This window comes from Colwellia sp. BRX10-9 (assembly GCF_014077405.1).
In the GTDB taxonomy this organism is placed as follows: Bacteria; Pseudomonadota; Gammaproteobacteria; order Enterobacterales; family Alteromonadaceae; genus Colwellia_A.
In genome coordinates this window covers 1-24,324 of the sequence record NZ_JACGVV010000034.1, presented here as the reverse complement: position 1 = coordinate 24,324, position 24,324 = coordinate 1, and the positions used below count along the sequence as shown (strand labels likewise).

At 37.3% G+C, this 24,324-nt stretch carries 22 protein-coding genes; 7 read left to right on the top strand and 15 right to left on the bottom strand.

All coding sequences use genetic code 11. The annotated features are described in order from the left end of the window. Positions 1-102: 102 nt before the first annotated feature. Together H4J69_RS16390 and H4J69_RS16385 are read left to right on the top strand one after the other, a co-directional pair. Positions 103-1,182, top strand: coding sequence for a hypothetical protein (locus tag H4J69_RS16390; RefSeq protein WP_182216707.1), 1,080 nt, complete (start codon positions 103-105; stop codon positions 1,180-1,182). Between the two features lie 182 nt (positions 1,183-1,364). Beyond that, positions 1,365-3,356 (top strand): TonB-dependent siderophore receptor, encoded by a 1,992-nt coding sequence (locus H4J69_RS16385; RefSeq protein WP_182244824.1) that lies wholly within the window; start codon positions 1,365-1,367, stop codon positions 3,354-3,356. 70 nt (positions 3,357-3,426) lie between these two features. On the opposite strand, the gene ribBA is transcribed toward H4J69_RS16385, so the two are convergent. The 12 genes from ribBA to H4J69_RS16325 form a co-directional block, all read right to left on the bottom strand. Further along, positions 3,427-4,536 carry a bifunctional 3,4-dihydroxy-2-butanone-4-phosphate synthase/GTP cyclohydrolase II gene (gene ribBA / locus H4J69_RS16380; protein ID WP_070375862.1) on the bottom strand — a complete coding sequence of 370 codons (1,110 nt, stop codon included), beginning with the start codon at positions 4,534-4,536 and terminating at the stop codon, positions 3,427-3,429. Between the two features lie 82 nt (positions 4,537-4,618). Then, positions 4,619-5,284 carry a riboflavin synthase gene (locus H4J69_RS16375; RefSeq protein ID WP_182222788.1) on the bottom strand — a complete coding sequence of 222 codons (666 nt, stop codon included), beginning with the start codon at positions 5,282-5,284 and terminating at the stop codon, positions 4,619-4,621. A 55-nt stretch (positions 5,285-5,339) separates the two neighbouring features. Next, on the bottom strand, positions 5,340-6,476 hold the full coding sequence (ribD, locus tag H4J69_RS16370) for a bifunctional diaminohydroxyphosphoribosylaminopyrimidine deaminase/5-amino-6-(5-phosphoribosylamino)uracil reductase RibD (RefSeq protein ID WP_182244823.1): 1,137 nt from the start codon (positions 6,474-6,476) through the stop codon (positions 5,340-5,342). Next, positions 6,477-6,932 (bottom strand): transcriptional regulator NrdR, encoded by a 456-nt coding sequence (gene nrdR / locus H4J69_RS16365; RefSeq protein WP_070375859.1) that lies wholly within the window; start codon positions 6,930-6,932, stop codon positions 6,477-6,479. It abuts the gene before it with no gap. Between the two features lie 229 nt (positions 6,933-7,161). After that, positions 7,162-8,418: a serine hydroxymethyltransferase gene (glyA, locus tag H4J69_RS16360; RefSeq protein WP_070375858.1), complete on the bottom strand. Its 1,257-nt coding sequence runs from the start codon at positions 8,416-8,418 to the stop codon at positions 7,162-7,164. 306 nt (positions 8,419-8,724) lie between these two features. After that, positions 8,725-9,414, bottom strand: coding sequence for a hypothetical protein (locus tag H4J69_RS16355; RefSeq protein WP_182216699.1), 690 nt, complete (start codon positions 9,412-9,414; stop codon positions 8,725-8,727). Further along, positions 9,411-10,013, bottom strand: a complete 603-nt coding sequence (locus tag H4J69_RS16350; RefSeq protein ID WP_070375856.1) for an RNA polymerase sigma factor — start codon at positions 10,011-10,013, stop codon at positions 9,411-9,413. Before H4J69_RS16350 ends, H4J69_RS16355 begins: the two co-directional genes overlap by 4 nt. A 32-nt stretch (positions 10,014-10,045) precedes the next feature. Then, the gene (locus H4J69_RS16345; RefSeq protein WP_070375855.1) at positions 10,046-11,209 is read right to left on the bottom strand and encodes an ABC transporter permease; all 1,164 of its coding nucleotides are present in this window, start codon (positions 11,207-11,209) and stop codon (positions 10,046-10,048) included. Beyond that, positions 11,206-11,952: an ATP-binding cassette domain-containing protein gene (locus H4J69_RS16340; protein WP_182216697.1), complete on the bottom strand. Its 747-nt coding sequence runs from the start codon at positions 11,950-11,952 to the stop codon at positions 11,206-11,208. Before H4J69_RS16340 ends, H4J69_RS16345 begins: the two co-directional genes overlap by 4 nt. 13 nt (positions 11,953-11,965) lie before the next feature. Further along, positions 11,966-13,432 carry an alpha/beta fold hydrolase gene (locus H4J69_RS16335; protein WP_182216696.1) on the bottom strand — a complete coding sequence of 489 codons (1,467 nt, stop codon included), beginning with the start codon at positions 13,430-13,432 and terminating at the stop codon, positions 11,966-11,968. Positions 13,433-13,552: 120 nt separating this feature from the next. Beyond that, positions 13,553-13,738: a hypothetical protein gene (locus H4J69_RS16330; protein WP_182244822.1), complete on the bottom strand. Its 186-nt coding sequence runs from the start codon at positions 13,736-13,738 to the stop codon at positions 13,553-13,555. Between the two features lie 166 nt (positions 13,739-13,904). Beyond that, a complete protein-coding gene (locus tag H4J69_RS16325; RefSeq protein WP_182202968.1) occupies positions 13,905-15,488 on the bottom strand; it encodes an isocitrate lyase in 1,584 nt (527 codons plus the stop codon). Between the two features lie 342 nt (positions 15,489-15,830). On the opposite strand from H4J69_RS16325, the gene H4J69_RS16320 reads away from it, so the two are divergent. The 5 genes from H4J69_RS16320 (at position 15,831) to H4J69_RS16300 (ending at position 21,228) form a co-directional block, all read left to right on the top strand. Continuing rightward, positions 15,831-16,766 carry a LysR family transcriptional regulator gene (locus tag H4J69_RS16320; RefSeq protein ID WP_146795953.1) on the top strand — a complete coding sequence of 312 codons (936 nt, stop codon included), beginning with the start codon at positions 15,831-15,833 and terminating at the stop codon, positions 16,764-16,766. 9 nt (positions 16,767-16,775) lie between these two features. After that, the gene (locus H4J69_RS16315) at positions 16,776-17,153 is read left to right on the top strand and encodes a CidA/LrgA family protein (RefSeq protein ID WP_182222785.1); all 378 of its coding nucleotides are present in this window, start codon (positions 16,776-16,778) and stop codon (positions 17,151-17,153) included. Further along, on the top strand, positions 17,150-17,869 hold the full coding sequence (locus H4J69_RS16310; RefSeq protein WP_310733619.1) for an LrgB family protein: 720 nt from the start codon (positions 17,150-17,152) through the stop codon (positions 17,867-17,869). The genes H4J69_RS16315 and H4J69_RS16310 overlap by 4 nt, the downstream gene beginning before the upstream one ends. A gap of 472 nt (positions 17,870-18,341) precedes the next feature. After that, positions 18,342-20,522, top strand: a complete 2,181-nt coding sequence (locus tag H4J69_RS16305; protein ID WP_182244828.1) for a malate synthase G — start codon at positions 18,342-18,344, stop codon at positions 20,520-20,522. Positions 20,523-20,862: 340 nt separating this feature from the next. Continuing rightward, the gene (locus tag H4J69_RS16300) at positions 20,863-21,228 is read left to right on the top strand and encodes a hypothetical protein (protein WP_182244821.1); all 366 of its coding nucleotides are present in this window, start codon (positions 20,863-20,865) and stop codon (positions 21,226-21,228) included. Between the two features lie 99 nt (positions 21,229-21,327). On the opposite strand, the gene H4J69_RS16295 is transcribed toward H4J69_RS16300, so the two are convergent. From H4J69_RS16295 to H4J69_RS16285, 3 genes are all read right to left on the bottom strand, one after another. Next, positions 21,328-22,899: an ATP-binding protein gene (locus tag H4J69_RS16295; protein WP_182244820.1), complete on the bottom strand. Its 1,572-nt coding sequence runs from the start codon at positions 22,897-22,899 to the stop codon at positions 21,328-21,330. Between the two features lie 149 nt (positions 22,900-23,048). Continuing rightward, a complete protein-coding gene (locus H4J69_RS16290; RefSeq protein WP_182244819.1) occupies positions 23,049-23,249 on the bottom strand; it encodes a hypothetical protein in 201 nt (66 codons plus the stop codon). A gap of 654 nt (positions 23,250-23,903) precedes the next feature. After that, positions 23,904-24,302, bottom strand: a complete 399-nt coding sequence (locus tag H4J69_RS16285) for a hypothetical protein (protein ID WP_182222783.1) — start codon at positions 24,300-24,302, stop codon at positions 23,904-23,906. Positions 24,303-24,324: the final 22 nt, after the last annotated feature.

Below are 24,324 nucleotides of genomic sequence, written 5' to 3'. Positions count from 1 at the left end.
CTGGTATTTTTTTACTTATAAGTTAAGTTGTTTTATTAAACTTAAACTGTGTTTAACTACAATAAATATCATGGAAAACACGGCTAGAACTTAAGGAAGTTAATGAACGTTAATTATTTATTTTTATTACTATTGATATTTTTATCCACTTTTTCTCAAGCTTCAACAAAAATTGAAGTATTTACCACAAGCCAATCATTTAGTAATATTTTACCCGTTAAGCAACTGATTACTGACAACTGGCGACAATCACCAAAAAAAAATGCCAGTGACGGTTTTACACAAAATGAAGTGGGTATGAGCAGTTATTGGCAGCACTTGTCATTGAGTGTTGCACAACGCTATGATTATTTTGTTTATTCAAATCCCGATACAGCAAAAGTATTCTATTTAGACAAAAACGATTTAGCACTCGACACACAAGAAGAATATCATATCGCATTAAAGTTATTCCATCAGCGTAGTAATGGTTTACGTATCGGCTATAAATATGAATTTGAAAACTTTAGTAGTGAAATACGTCTCGGTTATTGGGACTTAAATGTCACGAGGGAGTCTAACTTAACGGGTACCCTTGCTAGTGATCTTAATGGCAATATATCTGCCATTGCACAATTAGATGAGTTTTATACTGCCAATAATTTTTTAAAGCGCCGCAACAGTAATGATTGGGATGCCGATGGCACAGGTATAACGATTGATATTCATTTACGTTGGCAGCTAAGCCAATACTTATCTATTAACGCTGACTTAAAAGATATCTATAACCATTTTACCGTTGACGAATCTGGCTTTAGTGCGGGCAACATAGATACCGATGGTACTTTTATTAATAGTGTTGGCGGGGTCGCCTACTTACCTGTTTATCGTGGTAAAGAAACAACCAGCAAACATCAGTTTAAGTTACCTAAACAATTAAGCTTTATCGGTTTTTATCATCACAGCGAGCAAATAAGTTATCTAGCGCGTTATAAAAGACAGGGCGAGCAAAATTTTTATTATTTAGGATTCGATATCGCACACGAAAATTCATCAACACGGATTTCATTTGATATTGAAAATAACGCCCCAGAAATCCAATATAAAAATGACTGGCTTTCAGTTACCTTTGCGATTGATAGTCTTAAAATAGAACAGGCAATGTTACTAAATTTAGGCTTTAATCTCTACTATCGCTTCTAAAACTAGCCAGTGGCTAAAGCCATATAACTTTTAGCTTACTTTGAAAATACAGCTAAATTTAGCCTTTAATCTCGACTTTCACTTCTAAAGTTAGCCGGTGGCTGAAGTGATGTCGCTTTTCGCTTGCATTGCACGGGAGAACCAACTAATTTAATGACAAAACTATTAATTTTTTAATTTATATGAAAATTTTCGTTTGGATTATTAGCTGTCTTTTCATTGTTACCCTTAATAGTAGTTTTGCTGCTGTCGTTGAAAAAGACATCTTTGATCTCAGCATAAAAGAACTAATGCAAGTACGTATTAGTTTAGCGACAAAAACTGAAGAAACTGTTCTAACAGTACCTTCAACAATCACGGTCTTTGAACGCACTGATATTGAATCATTAGGGGTGAAAAATGCCTATGATGTGATGAATTTTGTTCCTGGCTTTCAAATGACTCGTGGTGATTGGGTGGGAGCAGTCCCGAAAGAACATGCACGTGGCGTTTATTTAGACAATGGTTATATTCTTGTTATGCTCAATGGCGAACGACTTAATGAAGTTTCCTTTGGTAAAGCTTCCGTTTATACCCCCCATATTCCCATTGATATTATTGAACGTATTGAAGTTATTCGAGGTCCTGGCTCAGCGCTTTATGGCAGCAATGCTTTTTTAGGTGTGTTAAATATAATTACTCAACAATCAGTTAAGCAGCTTAAAGTAAGTATAGGTGAAAAAGGTTATAAGCAACTTTCCTCTAGCTGGCAAAAGTCGCTCTCTAAAAACTTACGTTTACACAGTAATATTTCGATTGAGAAGTCTAATGGCCATCAATATACCTCACCATTGAATCGCCAAGTTAAAGACCCCTATAGTAATACCTATTTAGAACTCGGTGCACACTATAAAAATAATAAACTTAACATCCGCTACAGCGAAAATGAACTCGATGAATTTATTAATCTTGGTGGCTATTCTGTCGATAATATCCACACCAGTGAAAGCTTTTCAATATCGGGTAAAAGTAAGATATGGCACAATGACAAGCATCAGCTAGAGATTAAGGCGTCTTATAGCCTCTTTGAAATCAAGTCTGCTGGGATGGCCTTAGCAAAAGAGTCTGGCCTTATCGAAAATGATTTTTTGGTGGGGCCCTTTTGGCGCACTCAATCAAGCGATGTAAACCTAGATCACAGTTGGATAGTTAATCCACGTATTCATCTCAATTCTGGGGTTGAATATCGCCGCGCTAATCAATTTCAATCGGGTAACGCCGTCACTTACTATGATTATCAGCAAGAGCGGATTATCGTTAGTGATGAAAATTATCTCGACAAAATTGTCGCTATCGCTGTGATGCCTGAAACAAAAGCGTTAAACCAAGCCCAAGCAATGCATGGAATTTACAGTCAACTCAAGTGGCAAGTCGCCAATAATATTAGTTTATTTTTAGGGGCTAGGTATGACAATGTGATAGATATTGATCATAAACTGTCACCGCGTGCCGCAGCCGTTTGGCAAGCCAATAAAAACCATAGCTTAAAACTGCAATATGGTGAGTCATTTCGTACTCCGGTAAACAACGAACTTTATTCAAATGACAGTGTGACTAACGGCAACCCTAATTTATCCTCAGAGTTTGTCAAAACAACAGAGCTCGTTTGGATATATCAACATAATGATTTTTCCAGTGAACTGGTCTTTTTTCATAATGATTTACGAGACTTTATAAATAAGCTTCCTGACGATGGCGACGCACAATTTACTTTTGTTAACCATGTTGATATGGAAATTAGTGGTTTAGAAAGCAGTGCCAGTGTTGAATTAACGCCAAAATTACGTTTTTCAGTCAATTACACCCATCTCTTTGATGACCCCATTAACGAGAGTTTTAAACACTTTGGTAGCGCCAATTTAAGCTATAAGTCAGGACAATGGAAATTCAATGTTAATGGTATTTGGCGAGATGAAGTAACACTACCTCCAATTAATGATGTCCGTTTTATACAAAAACAGTATTTTTTAATTTCAGGTAAAGTCACTTATGAGCTTGATAAAAAACAGCAACTTTCATTCATTGCGCAAAATTTACTGGATAAAGATTATGTTGTCTTCGACCCAAGAGTATTTAACGGTGAAGTACCAGGAAAAGGCAGAGAAATATCAGTGAGTTATCGCTATCAATTTTAACGCAATCACAAGCTTAAATGTTCATCTATAAAAATATTTCTATAGATGAACAAACTCGGACTAACGTTAATTATTCCGCTATATATTCAACAACTTCAAGACCAAATCCTGATAACGAATGATACTTAGTTTGTGAACTTAACAAGCGCATCTTACTAACACCTAAGTTAGAAAGGATTTGTGAGCCTACGCCAACGTTACGAGAGCCAACATGACGCTTTATTTCATTAACAACTTCACCCGCATCAATTTTTGCATACTTTTCAACTTGAGAAATTAACTCCGCAGTAGATTCATGCTTACCTAAAAGTACTAAAACACCGCCTTCTTTGGCAATTTTTTCTAAAGCATTAGCCATTGGCCATTGAGCAACACTCTCACGTTGGCTAAATAATAAATCTCTAAAGGTATTTTCTAGATGAACACGAACTAGTGTTGGTTCGTCAGCTTTAATCTCACCTTTAGTTAGGGCAAAGTGCGCCTGTCCATCAATGGTGTCTTTAAATACTGTTAAATCGAATTCTCCAAAGGCTGTTGGTAACTTACATTGAGAGACACGTTCAATAGTGGTCTCATTAGCATTTCTATATTCAATTAAGTCGGCAATGGTGCCCATCTTTAAATCATGCTTTTCAGCAATAATTTCTAAGTCTGGGCGGCGCGCCATAGTACCGTCTTCATTGAGTATTTCAACAATAACGGCGGCAGGCTCTAAACCCGCTAAACGCGCTAAATCGGTTCCAGCTTCCGTATGGCCTGCGCGATTTAATACACCTCCATCTTTGGCTATTAATGGAAAAATATGCCCCGGCTGAACAATACTTAAATGATTAGCATCTTTGGCAACAGCAGCTAATACAGTCGTTGCACGATCGCCAGCAGAAATCCCGGTAGTTACTCCTTGAGCGGCCTCAATTGACACCGTAAAATTAGTGCTAAATTGAGCGTCATTTTTTTCAACCATCAAAGGTAACTTGAGCTGCTGGCATTTTTCAACCGTCATCGGCATACAAATTAAACCACGACCGTGAGTCGCCATAAAATTAATGGCTTCGGGGGTTACTTTTTCAGCAGCCATAATGAAGTCACCTTCATTTTCTCTGTCTTCATCGTCCATCAAAATGACCATTTTACCTTGAGCAATATCGTCAATAATTTCTTGTGGGGTATTTAAATTCATGATCATCTCTTTTATTTAATTTTTTTTCATAATTTTGAGGAATACAATAGTGCGCTTGATATACAGACGCCACCTTGTTTGTTTACTTCATAAAACCGTTACGTGCTAATAGTTCATGAGTCACACCAGAACTATGGTGCTCGGCCGTGCTAGCGGCTTTTTTTGTTAATAGCCTTTCGATATAACGGGCGATTAAGTCAACTTCTAAATTGACTTTAGTGCCCGCTTTATATTGAGCAATAATGGTTTGCGCGTTAGTGTGAGGAACGATCGTTAGACGAAATTTATCATCGGTGACACTGTTAACTGTTAAGCTCGTGCCGTCAATTGTGATAGAGCCTTTTTCGGCAATGTATGGCGCTAAATCACTTGGCATTTCAAGCCAGTATTCTAGGCTATTACCATTATGTTCAATCGAGGTTATTACAACCACAGCGTCGACATGGCCAGACACCATATGTCCGCCAAAACGAGTGGTGGGTAACATGGCTTTTTCTAAATTAACAGCCTGCCCTGTTTGATAATCAACAAAGCCAGTACGCTGTAAGGTTTCATTAGAAACATCGGCACTATAAGTTGATGAGTCAAAAGCGACAACGGTTAAACAAATGCCATTGGTGGCTATTGAATCACCTAATTTAACATCACTCATATCTAATAAACCGGTGGAAATAACAATTCTTGCACCCTGTCCAGTAATGTTTATCGCTTGAATGCTACCAACTGCTTCAATTATTCCTGTGAACATAATCACTCTTTAAGTCATTTTTAGGTCAAGTAAAACTCAACACCATACTAAAATTTTACGGTAAAAGTTTAGCAATAATACGGATATCTTTGCCGATCATACGTAAATCAATTATATTTAGTTCTTTTGCTTGGCTCAAGCTTTCAATGCTTGTCATATTCACTAAGCTTTTACTGTCTGCACCCATCAATTTAGGGGCTTGATATAAAATCAATTCATCGACTAAATTTTGTTCAATAAAAGCACCCGCTAATCGAGCACCTGACTCAATGAGTACATCATTTAAATTTAGCTTAGCTAAATATTGAAGTAATGCATGTAAGTCAATCTGTTGTTCATTAGCTAATGTATTGACTACAGGTAAAACCACCTGCTTTACAAAATGAGGCCATTGATGAATGTTTTCAATGGTACGACGAATTAAAATTATTGGGCTGTGCTCATTAAATAAAGCTAAGTTAGGCGTTAAGCGATTTTTTGTATCTATAATCACTCTTATCGGTTGCCTAACGTCTTCCTCTTGATAACTATATTTTAATTCCCCTAGCTCAGACCAACGTACCGTCATTTTTGCATTATCGGTTAATATACTGTCAGCACCACTGATAATCGCACAACTTTGTGCGCGTAAACGCTGAACATCTTGTCGAGCTTGAGGCGAAGTAATCCATTTACTTTCACCATTTTTCATCGCGGTTTTTCCATCTAAACTCGCCGCTAATTTACAACGGACGTAGGGCAAACCTGTGGTCATTTGTTTGATAAAACCAACATTTAAATCTTCAGCCGCTTGTCTTAACAAACCGTGTTGCGAAGATATTTCCGCTTGGGCTAGCATTTTTAAACCATTACCAGCAACTTTAGGATTTGGATCAACCATCGCCGCTATGACATGTTTAATACCGGCAAGAATAAGTCCTTTAGCACAGGGCGGCGTTAACCCATAATGACTACACGGCTCAAGTGTTACATATGCGGTTGCACCTTGCGCATTTTTACCCGCCATTGCTAACGCGTTAACTTCAGCATGACCTTCACCCGCTTTTTGATGAAAACCTTCTCCGACAATTTCACCATCTTTTACCAAAACACAACCAACGCGCGGATTAGGCGAGGTGGTAAAATGTCCTTGTTTGGCAAGCATTATAGCCCGTTGCATAAAACGGTAATCTTCGGCTGAAAATTCTTTCATCTATTTTTCATTACCTAAGCGCGCAATTTCTTCACTAAATTCGCGAATATCTTCAAAAGAGCGATAAACCGAGGCAAAACGCACATAAGCGACTTTATCTAATTCTTTTAATTGTTCCATGATGATATTACCAAGCAACTCACTCGATACTTCTCGCTCACCCGTGGCACGTAGCTTTGATTTGACTTTATTAATCGATAGTTCGACTTGCTCGACACTCACCGGACGTTTTTCGAGTGCTCGCACTAAACCATTACGCATTTTATCTTCATTGAAAGGCTCACGTGAACCATCATTTTTAATAATACGTGGCATAACTAACTCAGCAGTTTCAAAGGTAGTGTAGCGCTCATGACAGGCTAGACATTCGCGGCGACGGCGAACTTGATGACCGTCAGAGACCAAACGAGAGTCAATGACTTTGGTATCTAAGGCTCTACAAAAAGGACAATACATGGAAAGCTCCAAAAAAGGTTATACCAATCCCAATAAGTATATTTTTATCTTAATGGACTCGGTACTTTCGACACATAGCTCTGTTTAATTGACAGAAACAATAATGGCCGCTAATGCGGCCATTTTAGTCTAATTAAGCTATTGTTACATTAACTTATTTATAGCTTTTCCCATTAGACTTTAAGCGCCACAGCTATATCGCTTAAGACACTAAAGTCGTTAGCTTAATTTACGCGTATACAGGGAAGCGTGAACAAAGTTCTTTAACACTGGCTTTAACATCAGTAACTGTCTGTTCATTGTTGATATCGTCTAAAATATCACAAATCCAACCCGTTAATGCTTGAGTTTCAACAACGCCAAAACCACGACGCGTAATAGCCGGAGTACCTAAACGTAAACCAGAAGTTACAAACGGAGAACGTGGGTCGTTAGGTACTGAGTTTTTATTTACCGTAATATGGGCACGGCCTAATGCAGCATCAGCATCTTTACCTGTAATATCTTTATCAATTAAGTCAAGTAACAATAAGTGGTTTTCAGTGCCGTTAGAAACAACTTTGTAACCGCGTTCCTGAAGAACAGCAACCATAGCTTTAGCATTGTCTAAAACATTCTGTTGATAAACTTTAAACTCAGGTTCTAATGCTTCTTTAAATGCAACCGCTTTAGCTGCAATAATGTGCATTAATGGGCCACCTTGGCCACCTGGGAAAACAGCAGAGTTTAATTTTTTATAGATAGCTTCATCATCACAACCCGAAATAATTAAACCGCCACGAGGACCGGCTAATGTTTTATGAGTAGTTGTAGTAACAACATGCGCATGTGGCACTGGGTTTGGATATAAACCGGCGGCAATTAAACCAGCAACATGAGCCATATCAACGAAAAAGTATGCGCCAACACCGTCTGCGATTTTACGCATACGTGCCCAATCAACAACACCAGAGAAAGCAGAAAAACCACCAATGATCATTTCTGGTTTATGTTCTTGTGCTAAACGTTCCATTTCTTCGTAATCTATGTCACCTGTTTCTGGGTGAAGACCGTATTGAAATGCTTCGTAAGACTTGCCAGAAAAACTAACATGAGAACCATGCGTTAAATGACCACCGTGAGCTAAACTCATTCCTAACACTTTACCACCTGGAGTAACAAGCGCTTGAAAAACTGCAGCATTAGCTTGAGAACCAGCATGAGGTTGCACGTTCGCGTAAGTTGCGCCAAATAATTCTTTTGCACGGTCTATGGCTAATTGCTCAGCGATATCTACGAATTCACAACCACCGTAGTAACGTTTGCCTGGGTAACCTTCAGCATATTTATTAGTTAATTGAGAACCTTGTGCTTCAAGAACACGCGGGCTACAGTAATTTTCTGAAGCAATAAGTTCGATGTGCTCTTCTTGGCGAACTTTCTCATTGCTCATCGCTTGATAAAGTTCCGGGTCAAAATCAGCAATATTCATATCACGTGTAAACATGGTTTTTCCTCAATTATTCAGCCTTAGCTGTTACAGACAATTGTCTAATGGATAGCAAAATTTATGCGGCGTATATTGCCTGAAATCAGCTCAGTTGTACACGGATAAAGGTACAAGCTTTAGCTCATTTAGTAATCTAATATGCCAAGAGTGTTGCTGTTATTATCGATAAAAACTTTTACAGCTTTGATCAACGTTAACAGTAAATAGAATATAACGAAGAAAAAAAGCAATAACAAGAAATTTAAAACAGAAATAAAGCAGAAAAACAAAATATAATCTATCTTATTAAGAAATAACCAATATTTATTTTATTAAAATATCATTTAGTTGTTTTAACTCTTCTTGCCTTTTTATATAAAAAGACTGACTGACAAGCCAAATACTCACCAGAAATATATTCAAAATAGCTAGACCAACAATGGGCGATTTTTCTAATTGCTCGGTGACAGCAAAAACATACCAATTGGCAAAGGGCCCAATAATGAGACAAGAGAACTTTATTAACTTGATGTAGCTAATAGACGACTGACAACCGAGAATGGCATGTTCAATTGCTTTATCAGGACTGCCACAATTTATTTTCCATGCCGATAAACGAGCTTTAATGGCAAATATTACAAAAATAATGGAAAGAATGCCACCACCACCTAAGTAAATAATGGTTGCTTGATCTTTCGAGCCACTGAGCCACATATAGCTAGCAACAAACAACATAGCCAACGTAGCCATAATATCTATGACTAATAAAGATTTAGCCCACACAGTTCTTTGCTTTGTTCGTTTAAGTAAACGGTTAATATCGGTTTTAATAATAGGTTGGCTTTGCCAGTCTTGGCTCATCTGCGCCCATTGTTCATCAATTACCGAACTATCGAGTGGTTTAGTCGCTTTATTCTTGGGTAAAGTTGCAACATCAAGTATCGCCTCAGCTTGACTTTGAGTAGATAAAATCACTTTACTTTTTTTATGTAACAGGGAATCTTCTTCGTTCATACCGCCTCCATTAACTTACTCAAAGCGATTTTTGCGCGTTGTAAACGCACACCAACAAGATTAACGGATATCACTAAAATATCGGCAATTTCTTGATAACTCATGCCTTCGAGCGCTAAGGTGATCACTTGCTGTTGTTCAAGTTTAAGTTGCCTAATAGATTGAGCTAAACGTTGTTGTCTACGTTGTTTTTCTAAGCTCTGATGGGGTGTAGGTTGAATTTTATCTTGCTCTGTCTCTTGGCAAATATCATCAATACTTTGCTCTACCTTGACACTTTTTACTGCTTTGGCAACATGCGTAGCTAAAACATTATGAGCAATACGAGCGACAAAAGTTTTTACCGTACAGTCATTTCTAAAGCTAGGTAGTGCCCGCCAAAGATTGAGGGCTATTTCTTGAAAAAGCTCATCTTGAATTGACGGTTTTGCTTCAAATCCGGTAATGATATGACGGAGTAATTTTTCATACTCTGTCATCCATTGGGTGAATGTTTGCTGATAATTTGCAGTACGTTTCAAAGAATAACTCAATATATGTTGATACGCCGTTTGAAAGCGGTCTTGTTGCTGTAATGTTAATTCTATCGAGTTATTCATCTTAATACCAACTCAGCGTATTGTCATAAAGATTAACTTAATGACATCACCACTTTTTCTGATTTTAATTTTTGTGCGAGTGCCAGCACTAATGCCACGGTCATCCCCACCGTAATTGCGGTGGTACTTGCAAGCACAGTCCAATCGACAGGTAAGCCCTTAAAAACATCTTCCATCAACATTGATTGTCCTGAAATAGGTAACCAATTCACCCATTCAGGCTTATCATCAATCATCATAATGGCAAACGGTACCATAGCAGGAAGCATAATTAGCATAGAGACGGTTGACTGTGCTTCTTTAAAACTTTTCGCTTGAAACGAAAAGAATAATTGTAAAGCCGTTGCAAAAAAACATAGTGGAATAAGTAGTAGTAATAAGGCCGCAATACTAAAGGCATTTAAACTAAAGGTTGCCCCTATTTTAGTGAGATCAATAAAGCCAACAGAAACGGTGGTCAATACCAACATGATAACAATAGACAATACTGAAATAGAACTGGCACAAGTCATTTTTGCCAACACTATTTTAAGGGTACTGACCGGCTGACATAGTAGCATCTCTAAAACATTACGTTCCCGCTCACCCGCACTCGAGTCAATGGCAATTGATAGCCCTGAAACAAAAGCGCCCATCAATAAATAGATACCTAAAAACATCGAGACCATCACTGCATTGCTGGTTGGAAGTGCTGTATCTTGTTCTTGCAGAACAATAGGTTGTAATAAATTAATATCAACTCCCCTGACCAGTAAACGCTTATAACCGATAGCAAGTGAGTATTCTCGTACCACTTCTTTGACTCTTCGGATCGGTGCACTAGAGGCTTTTTTACCAAAATCTGCACGTAAAACAACGTCTATAGCCTGACCCGCTAACATTTTTTCAGCAAAATCTTTTGGTATATCTACTTCAATATTACGTTCTTGCCATGCGTACTTTTCTTCTTCAGGTACATCGGCAAATTGTAAAATATTATTGACGGCAAACTTCTCAATCAATTTGGGTGCAAATTCAGCGCCGGTAAATTGCACATAAATAGGGGGGTTATCAACGATTTCTTTGATCATGGTTTTCGATATTACCATAATCATTATTGGTGCGAATAAGCCCATACTTAACGCGACCATCAAGGCACGTTTATCACGAAAGGCTTCTCTTAATTCTTTAATTAATAATGCTTTAAACTGGATCATGCGGCAACTCCTTCATCTGAGCCAATTAATTTAACAAAGGCATCTTCTAATAATTTTTCACCCGCTAAATCACATAACTCTTGTGGCGTGCCTTGTGCGGCTAATTTGCCATTAGAAACAATAATGACCCGATCACATAAGGCTGCAACTTCTTGCATGACATGTGATGAAAATAAAATACAATGACCTTTCTCTTTAAATTTGGCTAAGTGATTGCGCAAAACTCGTGTGCTCATTACATCGAGTCCGCGAGTCGGTTCATCAAGAACAAAGTTTTTCGGCTGATGCACTAAAGCCTGAGCTAAAGTGACTTTCATCCGTTGCCCTTGCGAGAAGCCAACCGTTTTACGATGCGCTAATTCTTCCATTTCTAAATCTTTAAATATTTGCGCTATTGCCGCTTTTTTCTTCGCTCCTTGCATACCATGAAGGCTGGCAAAATAGTCCACTTGTTCATAGGCAGTTAAACGCTCGTACAAACCAAATTTATCGGGGAAGATTCCTAATCGTTGCCTAACCGCTAAAGGGTCTTCTAAAACATTAATACCATCGACTAATACCGAACCTTCATCAGCTTTTAGCAAACCATAGAGAGTACGTAAACAAGTCGTTTTACCCGCACCATTTGGACCTAAAATACCAGTGATCTCACCATTTTTCGCGGTAAACGACAAACCATCTAGGGCTTTTACCGTATTTTTTTTATCGATAAAGCTTTTATGTAAATTGTTAACTTCAATCATAATAATTATATCCTTATAGGTTGCCGTTTAAATGCGTCATAAATGTTTCACTTTTTAACTCAGCTAAACACGATTCATCTAAATCATTCGGATCGAGTGTTGTTAGAAATTCATTAACAATTTCAATACCGCAAGGCGTTGAAGCAACAATATGTGCACTGTTTTTAGAAACAATGTGGTGATTATTAGGTAAGGTTTTGGCAGATTCATCACCGTTACTCGGCGGTGTTACTGGGTCTAAATTTCCTGATAAAATAAGTGTTGGGATATTAGCCGTTACACTTTGATAGAAATCATCGCTAACCGCATACTTAGGCCATAACGGACAGGCTTGTAGCCAAGCACTATGGCTGTCGTTGCCACCAAAAGTATTGTTGGCATCGCCAGCAAACATTTCAGTAGTAATTTTAGGAAAGTCTTCATTACAGACAATATTTAACGTTAAGCCCACATACATACCCATTCCCCCTTCTGACATGGCAATTAAACCAATCATAGGTTGATAGTTACCTAAAAAAGCCTGATGTATAACCAAGGGCACTAAAGTACGGGTTTGCATAGAGTATAATTGCATGCGTAAATTACTAATAAACTTGCTACGACTTAACACGAAGTCAGTCTTTGTACCTAAACGGGGATGCGCTATTTTAAGATTTACCGGCGCTTGTTCTAATCGAGCAATAACCGCTGTAAAGTCATCTTTTAATGAAGGGTAAGCGCTGTTACAACTTTCATCTTGCTGGCAGTTTTCGAGTAATAAATTAAATGAACGCGCGGAACTTTGACCAAAAGTACCAATAGGCACTTCAATGGGACCAACACTGTCTAGTACGACACTGTTAAGTGCATCAGGAAAAAGGCGCATATAAACCAAAGCCGCACGTGTGCCGTAAGAACCACCATAAATATTAATTTTTTCATGGCCGAGTGCAACGCGTACTGCATCAAAATCACGAATAGCATTTTCTGAATTATATTGACTTAAGTCGCCTTTGAATTGTGCGATACAGTCTTTGATTTCTTGTGGAGAAAAGTCTTCAGGAATAATTTCATAAGCGTTTCTTACTTCATTTTCATCACACGATAAAGGATGTGATTTCCCCGTACCCCGTTGATCCACTAAAATAATGTCATGCGACTTTTTAATTTCACCAAAAGTACTAAATATATGCGCAGCTAGTTCAACGGATGCTTGACCTGGCCCACCCGCTAAAAACATTAAAGGCGTTTTATTTTGACTACTATCAATAGCCGGCAACACCGCAAAATTAACGCTTATTTTTTCACCTTCAGGTAAACTATAATTTTCTGGTACTTGTAATGTGCCACACTGAACTTGCGACTTAATGCCCTTTAGGTGGCAGTTTTCCAAGCTTAAAACTTCTTTATTATTATTTTGTGTATTATTGTCTTCAGCTAAAAGTAGTGAGCTAAAACTCAGTAAACTTAATGCTAAAAGGCTTTGCCATTTTATTTTCATTATTTTATTCCTTTTAAAATATCGAACATATAGTCTCAGCCTTAGACTTTTTATTACAGTTTATTTTAATAAAGCTGCATTTATTTTTAAATGATTGTTTATAAGTGACATTTAGCAGTATTATTTTAAGCAAGGATCGGTAATTTCTACCATGACGGTTTTAGGATATTTTACTGCAACTTCAAGAACAGATACTGAAATAAATTCAGCATGACGATAAGTGCGCAAGACGAATGCTGACCATTCGTCGTTCATTGCCATCCATGGCACCACGACATACCGTACATCCTCGGCTCGGGCATCCATGCTTCGCTCTACCTCCTGCATCCATGCATCCATGCAGTCGTATACATTCGTCGTTCATTGCCATCCATGGCACCACGACATACCGTACATCCTGTACATAAAAAAACCGAATAACATTTAATGCTATTCGGTTTTTACTTCTAGAGAAAACTGTTTTTAATCGTGATTAGAACTGGTTAGAGGTGTTGTTCTCGCCACCTGCTTTAAGCGCGTTCTCACCAGCAAAGTATTCTTTGTGATCATCACCCATGTCAGAGCCTGACATGTTTTGATGTTTAACACAGGCAATACCTTGACGAATTTCTTTACGTTGTACACCTTCAACATAACCAAGCATCGCCGCGTCGCCAAAGTATTCTTTAGCTAGGTTATCTACAGACAATGCTGTTGTATGGTAAGTAGGAAGCGTGATTAAGTGATGGAAGATACCAGCTTTACGTGAAGTCTCAGCTTGGAAGCTACGGATTTTGTCATCTGCTGATGCAGCTAACTCAGTCGTATCGTAATCAACATTCATTAAATCAGCACGTACATAGTTAGATACATCTTCACCCGCAGCAACCATAGCGTCAAACGCTTGCTGGCGGAAGTTTAATGTCCAGTTGAACGATGGGCTGTTGTTGTAAACAAGTTTAGCATTTGGAATTTCTTTACGAACTTCATCCATCATGGCTGTGATATCGGCAACGTTAGGTGTCGCTGTTTCTATCCATAACAAATCAGCACCCGCTTTAATTGCTTCTATGCTGTCAAAAACACAACGCTCTTCACCAGTACCTTGACGGAATTGGTATAAACCAGAAGGTAAACGTTTAGGACGAACAAGTTTACCGTCACGGTTAAAGCATACATCGCCTTCAGCCATGTCAGCTACGTCAATCTCTTCAACATCTAAGAAAGAGTTATAGATATCACCTTGATCGCCTGGCGTTTTAACAACCGCGATTTCTTTAGTCAGGCCAGCACCTTCAGAGTCAGTGCGTGAAACGATGATACCGTTGTCGATACCTAGTTCTAGGAATGCATGACGTAAAGCACGAATTTTTGAATGAAAATCTGCATGAGGAACCGTTACTTTACCATCTTGATGGCCACATTGCTTTTCATCGGCAACCTGGTTTTCGATTTGAAGAGCACAAGCGCCTGCTTCAATCATTTGCTTAGCCATAAGGTAAGTTGCTTCTGCATTACCAAAACCAGCATCGATGTCAGCAATAATTGGTACAACGTGAGTAACATGGTTATCAATTTTATCTTGAATAGCGGCTTTATCAGCGGCACTTGCTGCGTCTAGGTCGCGAAAAAGACCACCGAGTTCACGTGCATCGGCTTGACGAAGAAAAGTATAAAGTTCTTTAACTAAAGCAGCGACAGATGTTTTCTCGTGCATTGATTGGTCAGGAAGAGGACCTAATTCTGAACGAAGTGCTGCAACCATCCAACCTGAAAGGTATAAGTAACGACGGTCTGTTTTGCCACCAAAATGTTTCTTAATAGAAATCATTTTTTGTTGGCCAACAAAACCGTGCCAGCAACCTAAAGACTGAGTATACTTAGAGCTATCAGCATCGTAAGCATCCATATCGCGACGCATGATGTCGGCAGTATACTGAGCGATATCTAAACCAGTTTTGAATTTATTCTGTGCTCTCATACGAGCTATTGACTCAGGATTAATAGTATCCCAAGAGGTACCTGCATTTGCTTTAATCGCTTTAACCGCTTCTATTGCATTTTGATAATTAGACATAGTACTCTCCAAGAGTCTGATAATATTTTTAAAAGGTCTTGTTCGCTTCAACACTTAAAATAAAAAGTAAAAATTAAAGCAAACACACCGAACAAGACAAAGTCTAGAACATCCTGAGAGTATTCTTAAAATATATAATATCAATCACTACCATTCACAAGATAAATACCAAACTCACAAATAATAATTGTACTTATTTTTCAATAGGTAATAAGCATAAACCTCAGTATTACCGCTTTAAAAGCTTATTAATATTTTTATTAGACAATGAAAACTTCTTGATTTATTTTTCTGCACATGACATATACATTAGTTATATTATTTCTGTTGGTCATAAAAACTATGAATATTGCTAAAATCGATTTAAATCTTCTTATTTACCTTGATGTTTTATTAAGAGAAAAAAATGTTACTCGTTCAGCAAGCCAGCTTAATATTACCCAACCGGCAATGAGTAACGGTTTAAAAAGACTAAGAAACTTATTTAATGATCCGATATTAGTAAGAACATCTGATGGCATGGTACCAACCGAACGCTCGCGCGCTTTAGCACCGGTGATCAGAAAAATCTTATTAGAACTTGAAGAAGCGTTGCAGGGTGAAGAAGAGTTTAATGAAAAGCACAGCCAACGTGTTTTCCGCATTATGGCAAGTGATTACGCGGCTTCAACGTTACTGCCAAGTTTATTAAGAAAAATAAATGAAATTGCCCCGAATGTGACCATTGATATTATGACGCCAAGTGACGTAACTTTTCACGATGTTGAAGCTGGTAAAATTGATATGGCGATTAACCGCTTTGATGAATTACCACAGTCATTTCATCAGAAAACCATCTGGCGTGATTCATTCTCATGTTTGTTAAGTGCTAATAGCCCTTATGTAGCTGAATTCAATTTAGATACTTATCTGTCATCAAAGCATGTTTGGGTGTCAAAAACTGGCTTTGGGGTTGGAGTGGGTATGGATCCCAAAGACGTACAAAAATTGGGTTGGGTAGATGAAGCGTTAGCACGTTTAGGCAAGCAAAGAGATATAAAGGTATTTACCCGTAATTATCATGTTGCTATGCAACTCGCTCATGAAGATGGCTTAATCGCCACTTTACCGACAAAAGCGGCTTTATTACACAAAGATGATAACAAATATACCATTGTTGATCCCCCTTTTGACATTCCTGATATAGAATTAAAAATGATTTGGAGCCCGTTATTACATCATGATGCTAGCCATATTTGGTTTAGACAACTGGTTATTGAAGCGGCAGCACAAGGGTAATATTACGCCATGTTTAGTCATATAATCTACAGTATATTCTCGGTAGGTATTTGTTTGTTAGCAGGAAAAGTGATTGAGACTTTCCTGCCTATCTTACCTGCGAGTTTATATGGCATGATGATGTTCACCATGCTACTGCATTTTAAGATACTTAATGCCAAGCGTATTCAACCTTGTATTGAGTGGGCGTTGGCTAATATGGCGGTTTGTTTTGTCCCTGCGGGTGTTGGCATCATTAATCACTTCGAATTAATTAAAGCGCATGGCTTCACCTTAATTGCCATCATCTTTTTTACGACCTTTTTATTACTCACCTTTGTTGGACTTGTTTATCAGCGACAACTTAATCGACAGCAATTAACCGCAACTAGCGAGCAAAACAAGTGATAAGCCCCCCCCTTTTATCAATGATAAGCGCTGCCTTATTTTTTATACTGCTTACACTTGCGGTTTATCATGCTTATGCCAAGTTACAACAAAAATTAAAAAAAGCCTGGTTAAATCCAATGCTGTTGTCGATTCTAACGCTGATCCCATTTTTGCTAATATTTAACATTCCTTTTGAACAATATTACCAAGCCACCGCCTCATTAAATAAACTCTTAGAGCCTGCTGTTGTGGCTTTGGGTTTCCCGTTATACCAGCATCTTCAAACGATTAAAAAACAATGGCGACATATAATGGTACTGCTATTGGTTGGGGTATTTATCGCCATATCGATAAGTTTTATCATCACTTTATTGACCATTAATCAATACGATATTGCCGTATCGCTTTCTTTGAAATCAGTAACAACACCGATTGGCATAGCATTAACGGAACAACTCAATGGCAGTAATTCCATCACTGCGTTTGCGATAATTTTAGCCGGATTGTTTGGCGCTTTATTAGGTCCTCCTTGGCTATCTTTAATTAAGGTCACCTCACCTAAAGCACAAGGCTTAGCTATTGGCGCGGCGAGCCATGCATTGGGAACCGCAACAATTAGCAAAGTGAGTTATGAGCATGCCGCCTACAGTTCTTTGGCTTTGATTATTTCAGCGGTTATCACTGCCATCTTTAGTCCAATGATTATTAATACTTTGGTACTTTTTTTACGCTAACGGCCCACAACGATTTTACTATATAGAGTGCTCACTATGAATACTCGGCAACAGCTTCACCATAATATTTTTGATGAAAAATGATTGACGCGCTTTATCAAAAGTTACATTCACAAAAAAAACAAATCAAACAACTTACATTCACAATATTTATGGTAGCTATTATTAATAACAATAATTAGTTATTGGACCGATTTTAATAAAATCAAAAACTAAATAGTCTATAATTATCATTTAGATATAATAAAAATCACTTATCAAAATACAAAAATAACAACTAATTTCTTTAGGAAACTTTTTTCAGCTCTTGCATGAAAAAATAATACCTCCTACATTGCACTTAGATACTGTTATTAATTATGTTTAATGCTCTTTTAGAAAGAGGGTTAAATACATTTATGATAAAAATATTTACGCCATAGTTAAATATTCAAATAGAAGTTGCGTAAATGATTGCACAAGAGGAAACATGATGACCCCGTACATAAAGATCCAAAATATCCAAGTAGCGCAATGTTTACATCAATTTATTGAACAGGATGTACTTCCTCATAGCCTAATTTCACCAACAGATTTTTGGCAAAACTTCTCAACAATCATTGAAAAATTAACACCTATTAATAAAGCCTTGTTAGCAACACGTGATGATTTACAAACAAAAATAGATGGCTGGCATCAGAATAACTTTGCCGATAACTTTGATTTTTCATCATACAAAAAATTTCTAAAAGACATCAATTACCTGGTACCTGAGGTTGATGACTTTGCCATAACAACCAAAAATGTAGATGCTGAATTAGCAACAATGGCGGGCCCGCAACTCGTGGTACCAATAATGAACGCTAGGTTTGCCATTAACGCCGTTAATGCTCGTTGGGGAAGCTTGTATGATGCCCTTTATGGTAGCGACGTTATTTCTTCAGAAAATGGGGCTGAAAACGCTGGTGGCTATAATGCCATTCGTGGTCAAAAGGTTATTGAATTTGCCCGACAATTTTTAGATCAAAGTATTCCATTAACTGCTGGTAGTCACGTCCAAGCGAAACACTACAACGTATCTGGTGCTTTTTTAACGGTTACACTTGAAAGTGGCGAAACCGTTAAACTTGCAAATGGCGATGCTTTTAAAGGTTATCAAGGCACAGTAGATGCACCAACCGCGCTATTGTTTGAACATAATGGTTTACACTTTGAAATTAACTTTGATAAAAGTAGTGTTATCGCAAAAAGTGATAAAGCAGGTATTTCTGACATTACCCTTGAGTCGGCTTTAACCACCATTATGGATTGTGAAGACTCTGTCGCAGCCGTTGATGCTGATGATAAAGTGGTCGCTTATAAAAACTGGTTGGGATTAATGCAAGGTAACTTAACCACTGACTTAGTCAAAAATGGTAAAACTATTCAGCGCACTATGGCGGTTGACAGACAGTATCATCAAACTGATGGCGCGAACTTAACGCTAAAAGGCCGTAGTTTAATGTTTGTCCGTAATGTTGGGCATTTAATGACGAACAATGCCATCTTATTAGCTGATGGCTCTGAAGTGCCAGAAGGTATTATTGATGCCATGGTAACCTCACTAATCGCTAGCCTTAATTTACAACAAACTGCCGATGCCAAGTCATTTTGTAATAGTGCAGAAAAATCAATTTATATTGTTAAGCCAAAAATGCATGGTCCAGAAGAGGTCGCTTTTGCTAATACATTATTTGAACAAGTCGAAGATGCTTTAGCGTTAACAAGAAACACCATAAAAATGGGTATAATGGATGAAGAGCGTCGTACAAGTGTTAATTTAAAGGCTTGTATCGCTCAAGCTAAGTCTCGTGTGGTCTTTATTAACACTGGCTTCTTAGACCGCACCGGTGATGAAATTCATACATCAATGGCGGCTGGTATTATGGCTAAAAAAGCAGATATCAAGTTAACACCTTGGATAAGCGCTTATGAAGATAATAACGTTGATGTAGGCTTAGCCTGTGGCTTTAGTGGCAGAGCACAAATTGGTAAGGGCATGTGGCCCATTCCTGATCAAATGTTGAATATGTTAGCTACTAAAATTAATCACGTACAAGCAGGGGCAAATACAGCTTGGGTACCTTCTCCTACAGCAGCAACCCTGCACGCCTTGCATTATCATAGAGAGAATGTTTTCGCGCTTCAGAAAAAGTTAATGCTACGTACTCCGGCTAACTTAGATGATATCTTAACGATACCACTCGCAAAAGACACCAACTGGAGTGAGCAGGAGATCTCTGATGAACTCGATAATAACGCTCAGGGTATTTTAGGCTACGTTGTACGATGGATTGATCAAGGTGTCGGTTGTTCAAAAGTGCCTGATATTAATAATGTCGGTTTAATGGAAGACAGAGCAACTTTACGTATCTCCAGTCAACATATGGCCAATTGGATGAAGCATGAGGTTTGTAGTGAACAACAAGTGTTAGCTAGTTTGAAAAAGATGGCTAAAACTGTTGATAGCCAAAATAAAAATGATGTTAACTATCAACCAATGGCAAGTAACTTTGAAAAGAGTATCGCTTTTAAAGCGGCTTGTGATTTAGTATTTTTAGGCACAACACAAGTTAATGGTTATACCGAACCTTTATTACATAGTTACCGACTAAAAGTGAAGCAACTCAGTTAGTCTCGTCTAATACGCCCTCTAAAAAAGAAATATTAATCTTAATATTTCTTTTTTTATTTAAGCTCAATGAAACTTTCCTCCACAATTGCCTGTCTATCTAACTAACTAATACACTTTTAATGATGATTTACCTGAGTTAAGTAAGACTAAAAAGCCATTAAACTCAAATTTTTAACCATTGAACTTATATCGTTGGCTATATATTTCTTAACAATTTATAGTTAGGGTGTAAACAATATAGTTACAATTTCAATTAGATAGAATAGTACAAGTAACATTGTTTTCAATACAGAAATTTTGTAGTCAATGCTATGTGAATTTATAAGACGAGGATCGCAACATGAAATCACAAATTAGAACGGTAGCGTTAAGTGCCATATTCAGCATCATTGGATTGTGCTGTACCCTTTCGACTGCTTCAGCAGAATCAAGTAACGCACAAATGAACAAAGAGCTAAAGACGATTACTTATATGTTTGCTTTTCCTAAAGTGGTAGATGAAGGTGGCGCTAAAGAAAAACCCTTGTTAAAGCCAGACAATAACTTAAAAGAACTTAACGCAGCTACAACAACCACTAAAAATGAATATTTTGAATTGGCCATTATTTTTAATGATAAATTACAGCAGTTAATTTCCGCTTTATTTGTTGATGATATGGTTAACGCTCGTGACATCCCCTTAAAGCAGTTATCTAAAATAGACTAAACTCAAACAACGACTTTAATCATAATAGCCTAAAAATCATTTCAGGCTATTAATAAAAAAAAAGCCTCAAGGGCTTTTTTTTTAACAGAAAAATAAGGTTTATGCTTCAAGTTCACCTTGTTTATCCTTTATCGGTACCCTGACCTCAAAACTACAGCCTACTTTTGTATCTAGGCATTTTATAGTGCCTTTTAATTTTGCGTCCACTAAATTATAAACAATATTCATTCCTAGACCTGAACCACCTTGACCACGTTTGGTTGTAACAAAAGGGTCGAAGATACGATTAACAACACTGCTATCTAATCCTTTGCCATTATCACTATAGGTCAGTGTTAAAAAGCCATTATCCTCAACAAACTTTATTGAGATTTCACCACTTTCTCTTTCGTCAAAACCATGAATGTGCGAATTGGTTAAAAAATTTGTCAGAATTTGATTCCATGCACTTGGATAAGTGAGCAAATTAAGTTTTTCATCAACTTCGATATTAATGACATATTTTTTACGTTTAAAGAGAGTTTTTACCGTGTTAACAACATCATTAACGTGTCTGGATAAATTAATTTTCAACTCTGGGTCGGTATGTTGCTCAACAGCAACTGATTTAAAACCTCTGATTAATTCAACCGCTTTGTTTAAACTCCTTTCAATAATATTCTGATATTCAATCAACAGACTCAAGGTTTTAGTTAAATGTGATTTGGTCAGATTTTCAGTCTCTACCGAATGGCTTAACTCCAAGACTTTCTCTTTTAATGCCGTTATTGATGTAACACAGATACCCAATGGCGTATTAACTTCGTGTGCAACCCCTGCAACCAATTGCCCTAAAGAGGCCATTTTCTCTGATTGTACTAGTTGATCTTTTGCTAACGTTAAGTCATCTAAAGATTGTTGTAATTGGTTGTTGCTCGAGGCCAATTTAGCCGTTCGGTCATACACTTTTACTTCAAGTTCACCGTTAAGGTTAATTAACGCATTTTCTGCATCTTCTAACTTTAAGATATCGTTTTTTAAAGTGGTACGCATGTTATTAATCGTTTCGGCAAGCTCATCAAGTTCGTCTTTGGCTTTTGGACGAGAGCTTAATACCAAGGGCGTATCTATTTCATCAGCCGCAACTTGTTGCGAGTAATAAGTAATATGATAAATATGACGAGTAATAAGCCAATGAACAATGAATATAATAAAAAACGCCACAATAAAAATCTTGATCACTTCGGCAGTTAAAATAAATCCTGCTTGCTGCCACAATCGTTGATAAATATCTTTATAGCTCGCGGTAACAATAAGCACACCAATATCATTTTCGCTATAAAATATCGGGTACTCAACGACTTTATCGGCTGAGATATTTTCGTCACCAAACTGATAAGTTTTGCCAAAACCTGTGACAATTTTCACATGACTAATATCAGGTAATTTTACAATACCTTGAATTTGCTGTTGTACTAACGGCTCGTTAAAATCCCACAAGCTAGTGGATATAGATTGAAGATAACTTGTTTCAACATTGCTAAATCTTTGATTTAACGTCGTTAGACTTTCATTGTAGTTAACATACAATTGCAGAAAAGTTGAGCTGATAGACAATACCGAACTACATAGCAATATGTAAATAAGTACTCTACGGCTTAACTTACTATTAAAGGATCCAGATTTTTCCATTTATCACACCATCAATAAAAGCAGTAAAATAGATACGACTATCTGTATTACTTAAAAAAGTTTTTATAACATCATTTAAATATTGATCTTGTTTAATGTCAATAAAAATAACGACATAAAGCTATTAATCAGCATAAAAAAAAACGCCTCTAACGAGCAAGGTTTGACTTAGATGTATTAACATATCTAGCGACAAATTTTGCTGCGGTTATATCTTCTAGTGCCTGTACTAGCAGCTTATAAATAATAATATCTACTGCCTTATGTTCTACAAAATAAGGTTTATCAGACATCGAAAATAAATCAGTATTAATACGGTCAGCAAGTATAGCCTTCGCTTTTAACAGCATAGCTAAATAGCCAGTTTAATGTAAGGCACTTTCCATGTTGTCGACAAAAAATATGCGCACACTAAGCACAGATTATCCATTTCTCTCATCTCGGGTCTATAGGTTCCAACCATATCTAAATGTTGATCTTTTTGTAATCATTAACCAAAAGATAATGCTTGTGTATTTAGCGTAGCACAAGAAATAATATCCGCCTTATTGATATAGTTTTTTAAATTTTCAATAGCTTCACAATGAATATAAAAAAGATACACCAGAGGTAGCAGCGGCTCTTTATGCTGTCGGTGATAACGCATAAATACTGATTTAACATTAATTATTTTAATACGAATAACAAATACAAATTTTGAATAGGTGACAGTTCATGCAAGTAATTATCAGAGATTAGTGAAATGAATTTACTACTGGCATCATTAATAGTTTTGTTTGTCGACTTGCCCGTATTTTTTTAATATCAAGATGTCAACGCAGCGGTGCAGTAATATTTTGGTCAATGCGCTTTGTAAGCGCATTAACAATAGAGACAGTAAAGCCTAGTTTACTGCCTCTGCAGAGCAAACTCGATAATTTTTAAAGGATTAGTTAACCAATAAAATAAATAATCACATGAGCAGTCATTAATAAACATCAGCTACTAAGACTTAACTGAGGACTTTACGCTAACGTTTTATATTTAGGTATCCGTCTCTTTATTGCACTGGTTAAGATAACAATTAATGCTGGGAATGCGGCGTAGAGCATGGTTATTAATATTGACTGACTAAAGAGTATCGCTAAAATAATAAAACCTAAACTTGGTAACATTAGCCAAAATGTATGTTCACTTGCACAGACATTGAACAAGCTGCGCATAATAAAAATAATAGCGCCCGTTAACAAGAATGCGGTGAAAGCGGTTACAACTCCGGCATGATAATTAAGTATAAAATGGGGATAAGAATGAAATACTTCAGAGATAGGAGCAGAGACTCCAAAACTGACTAACCAAAAAAACGTGCCTGCAATTAGGCAGCCGAAGTTAAACGACCACAACTTTTTATTAATAGATATCACTAACGACCCTTACTTTTATTAT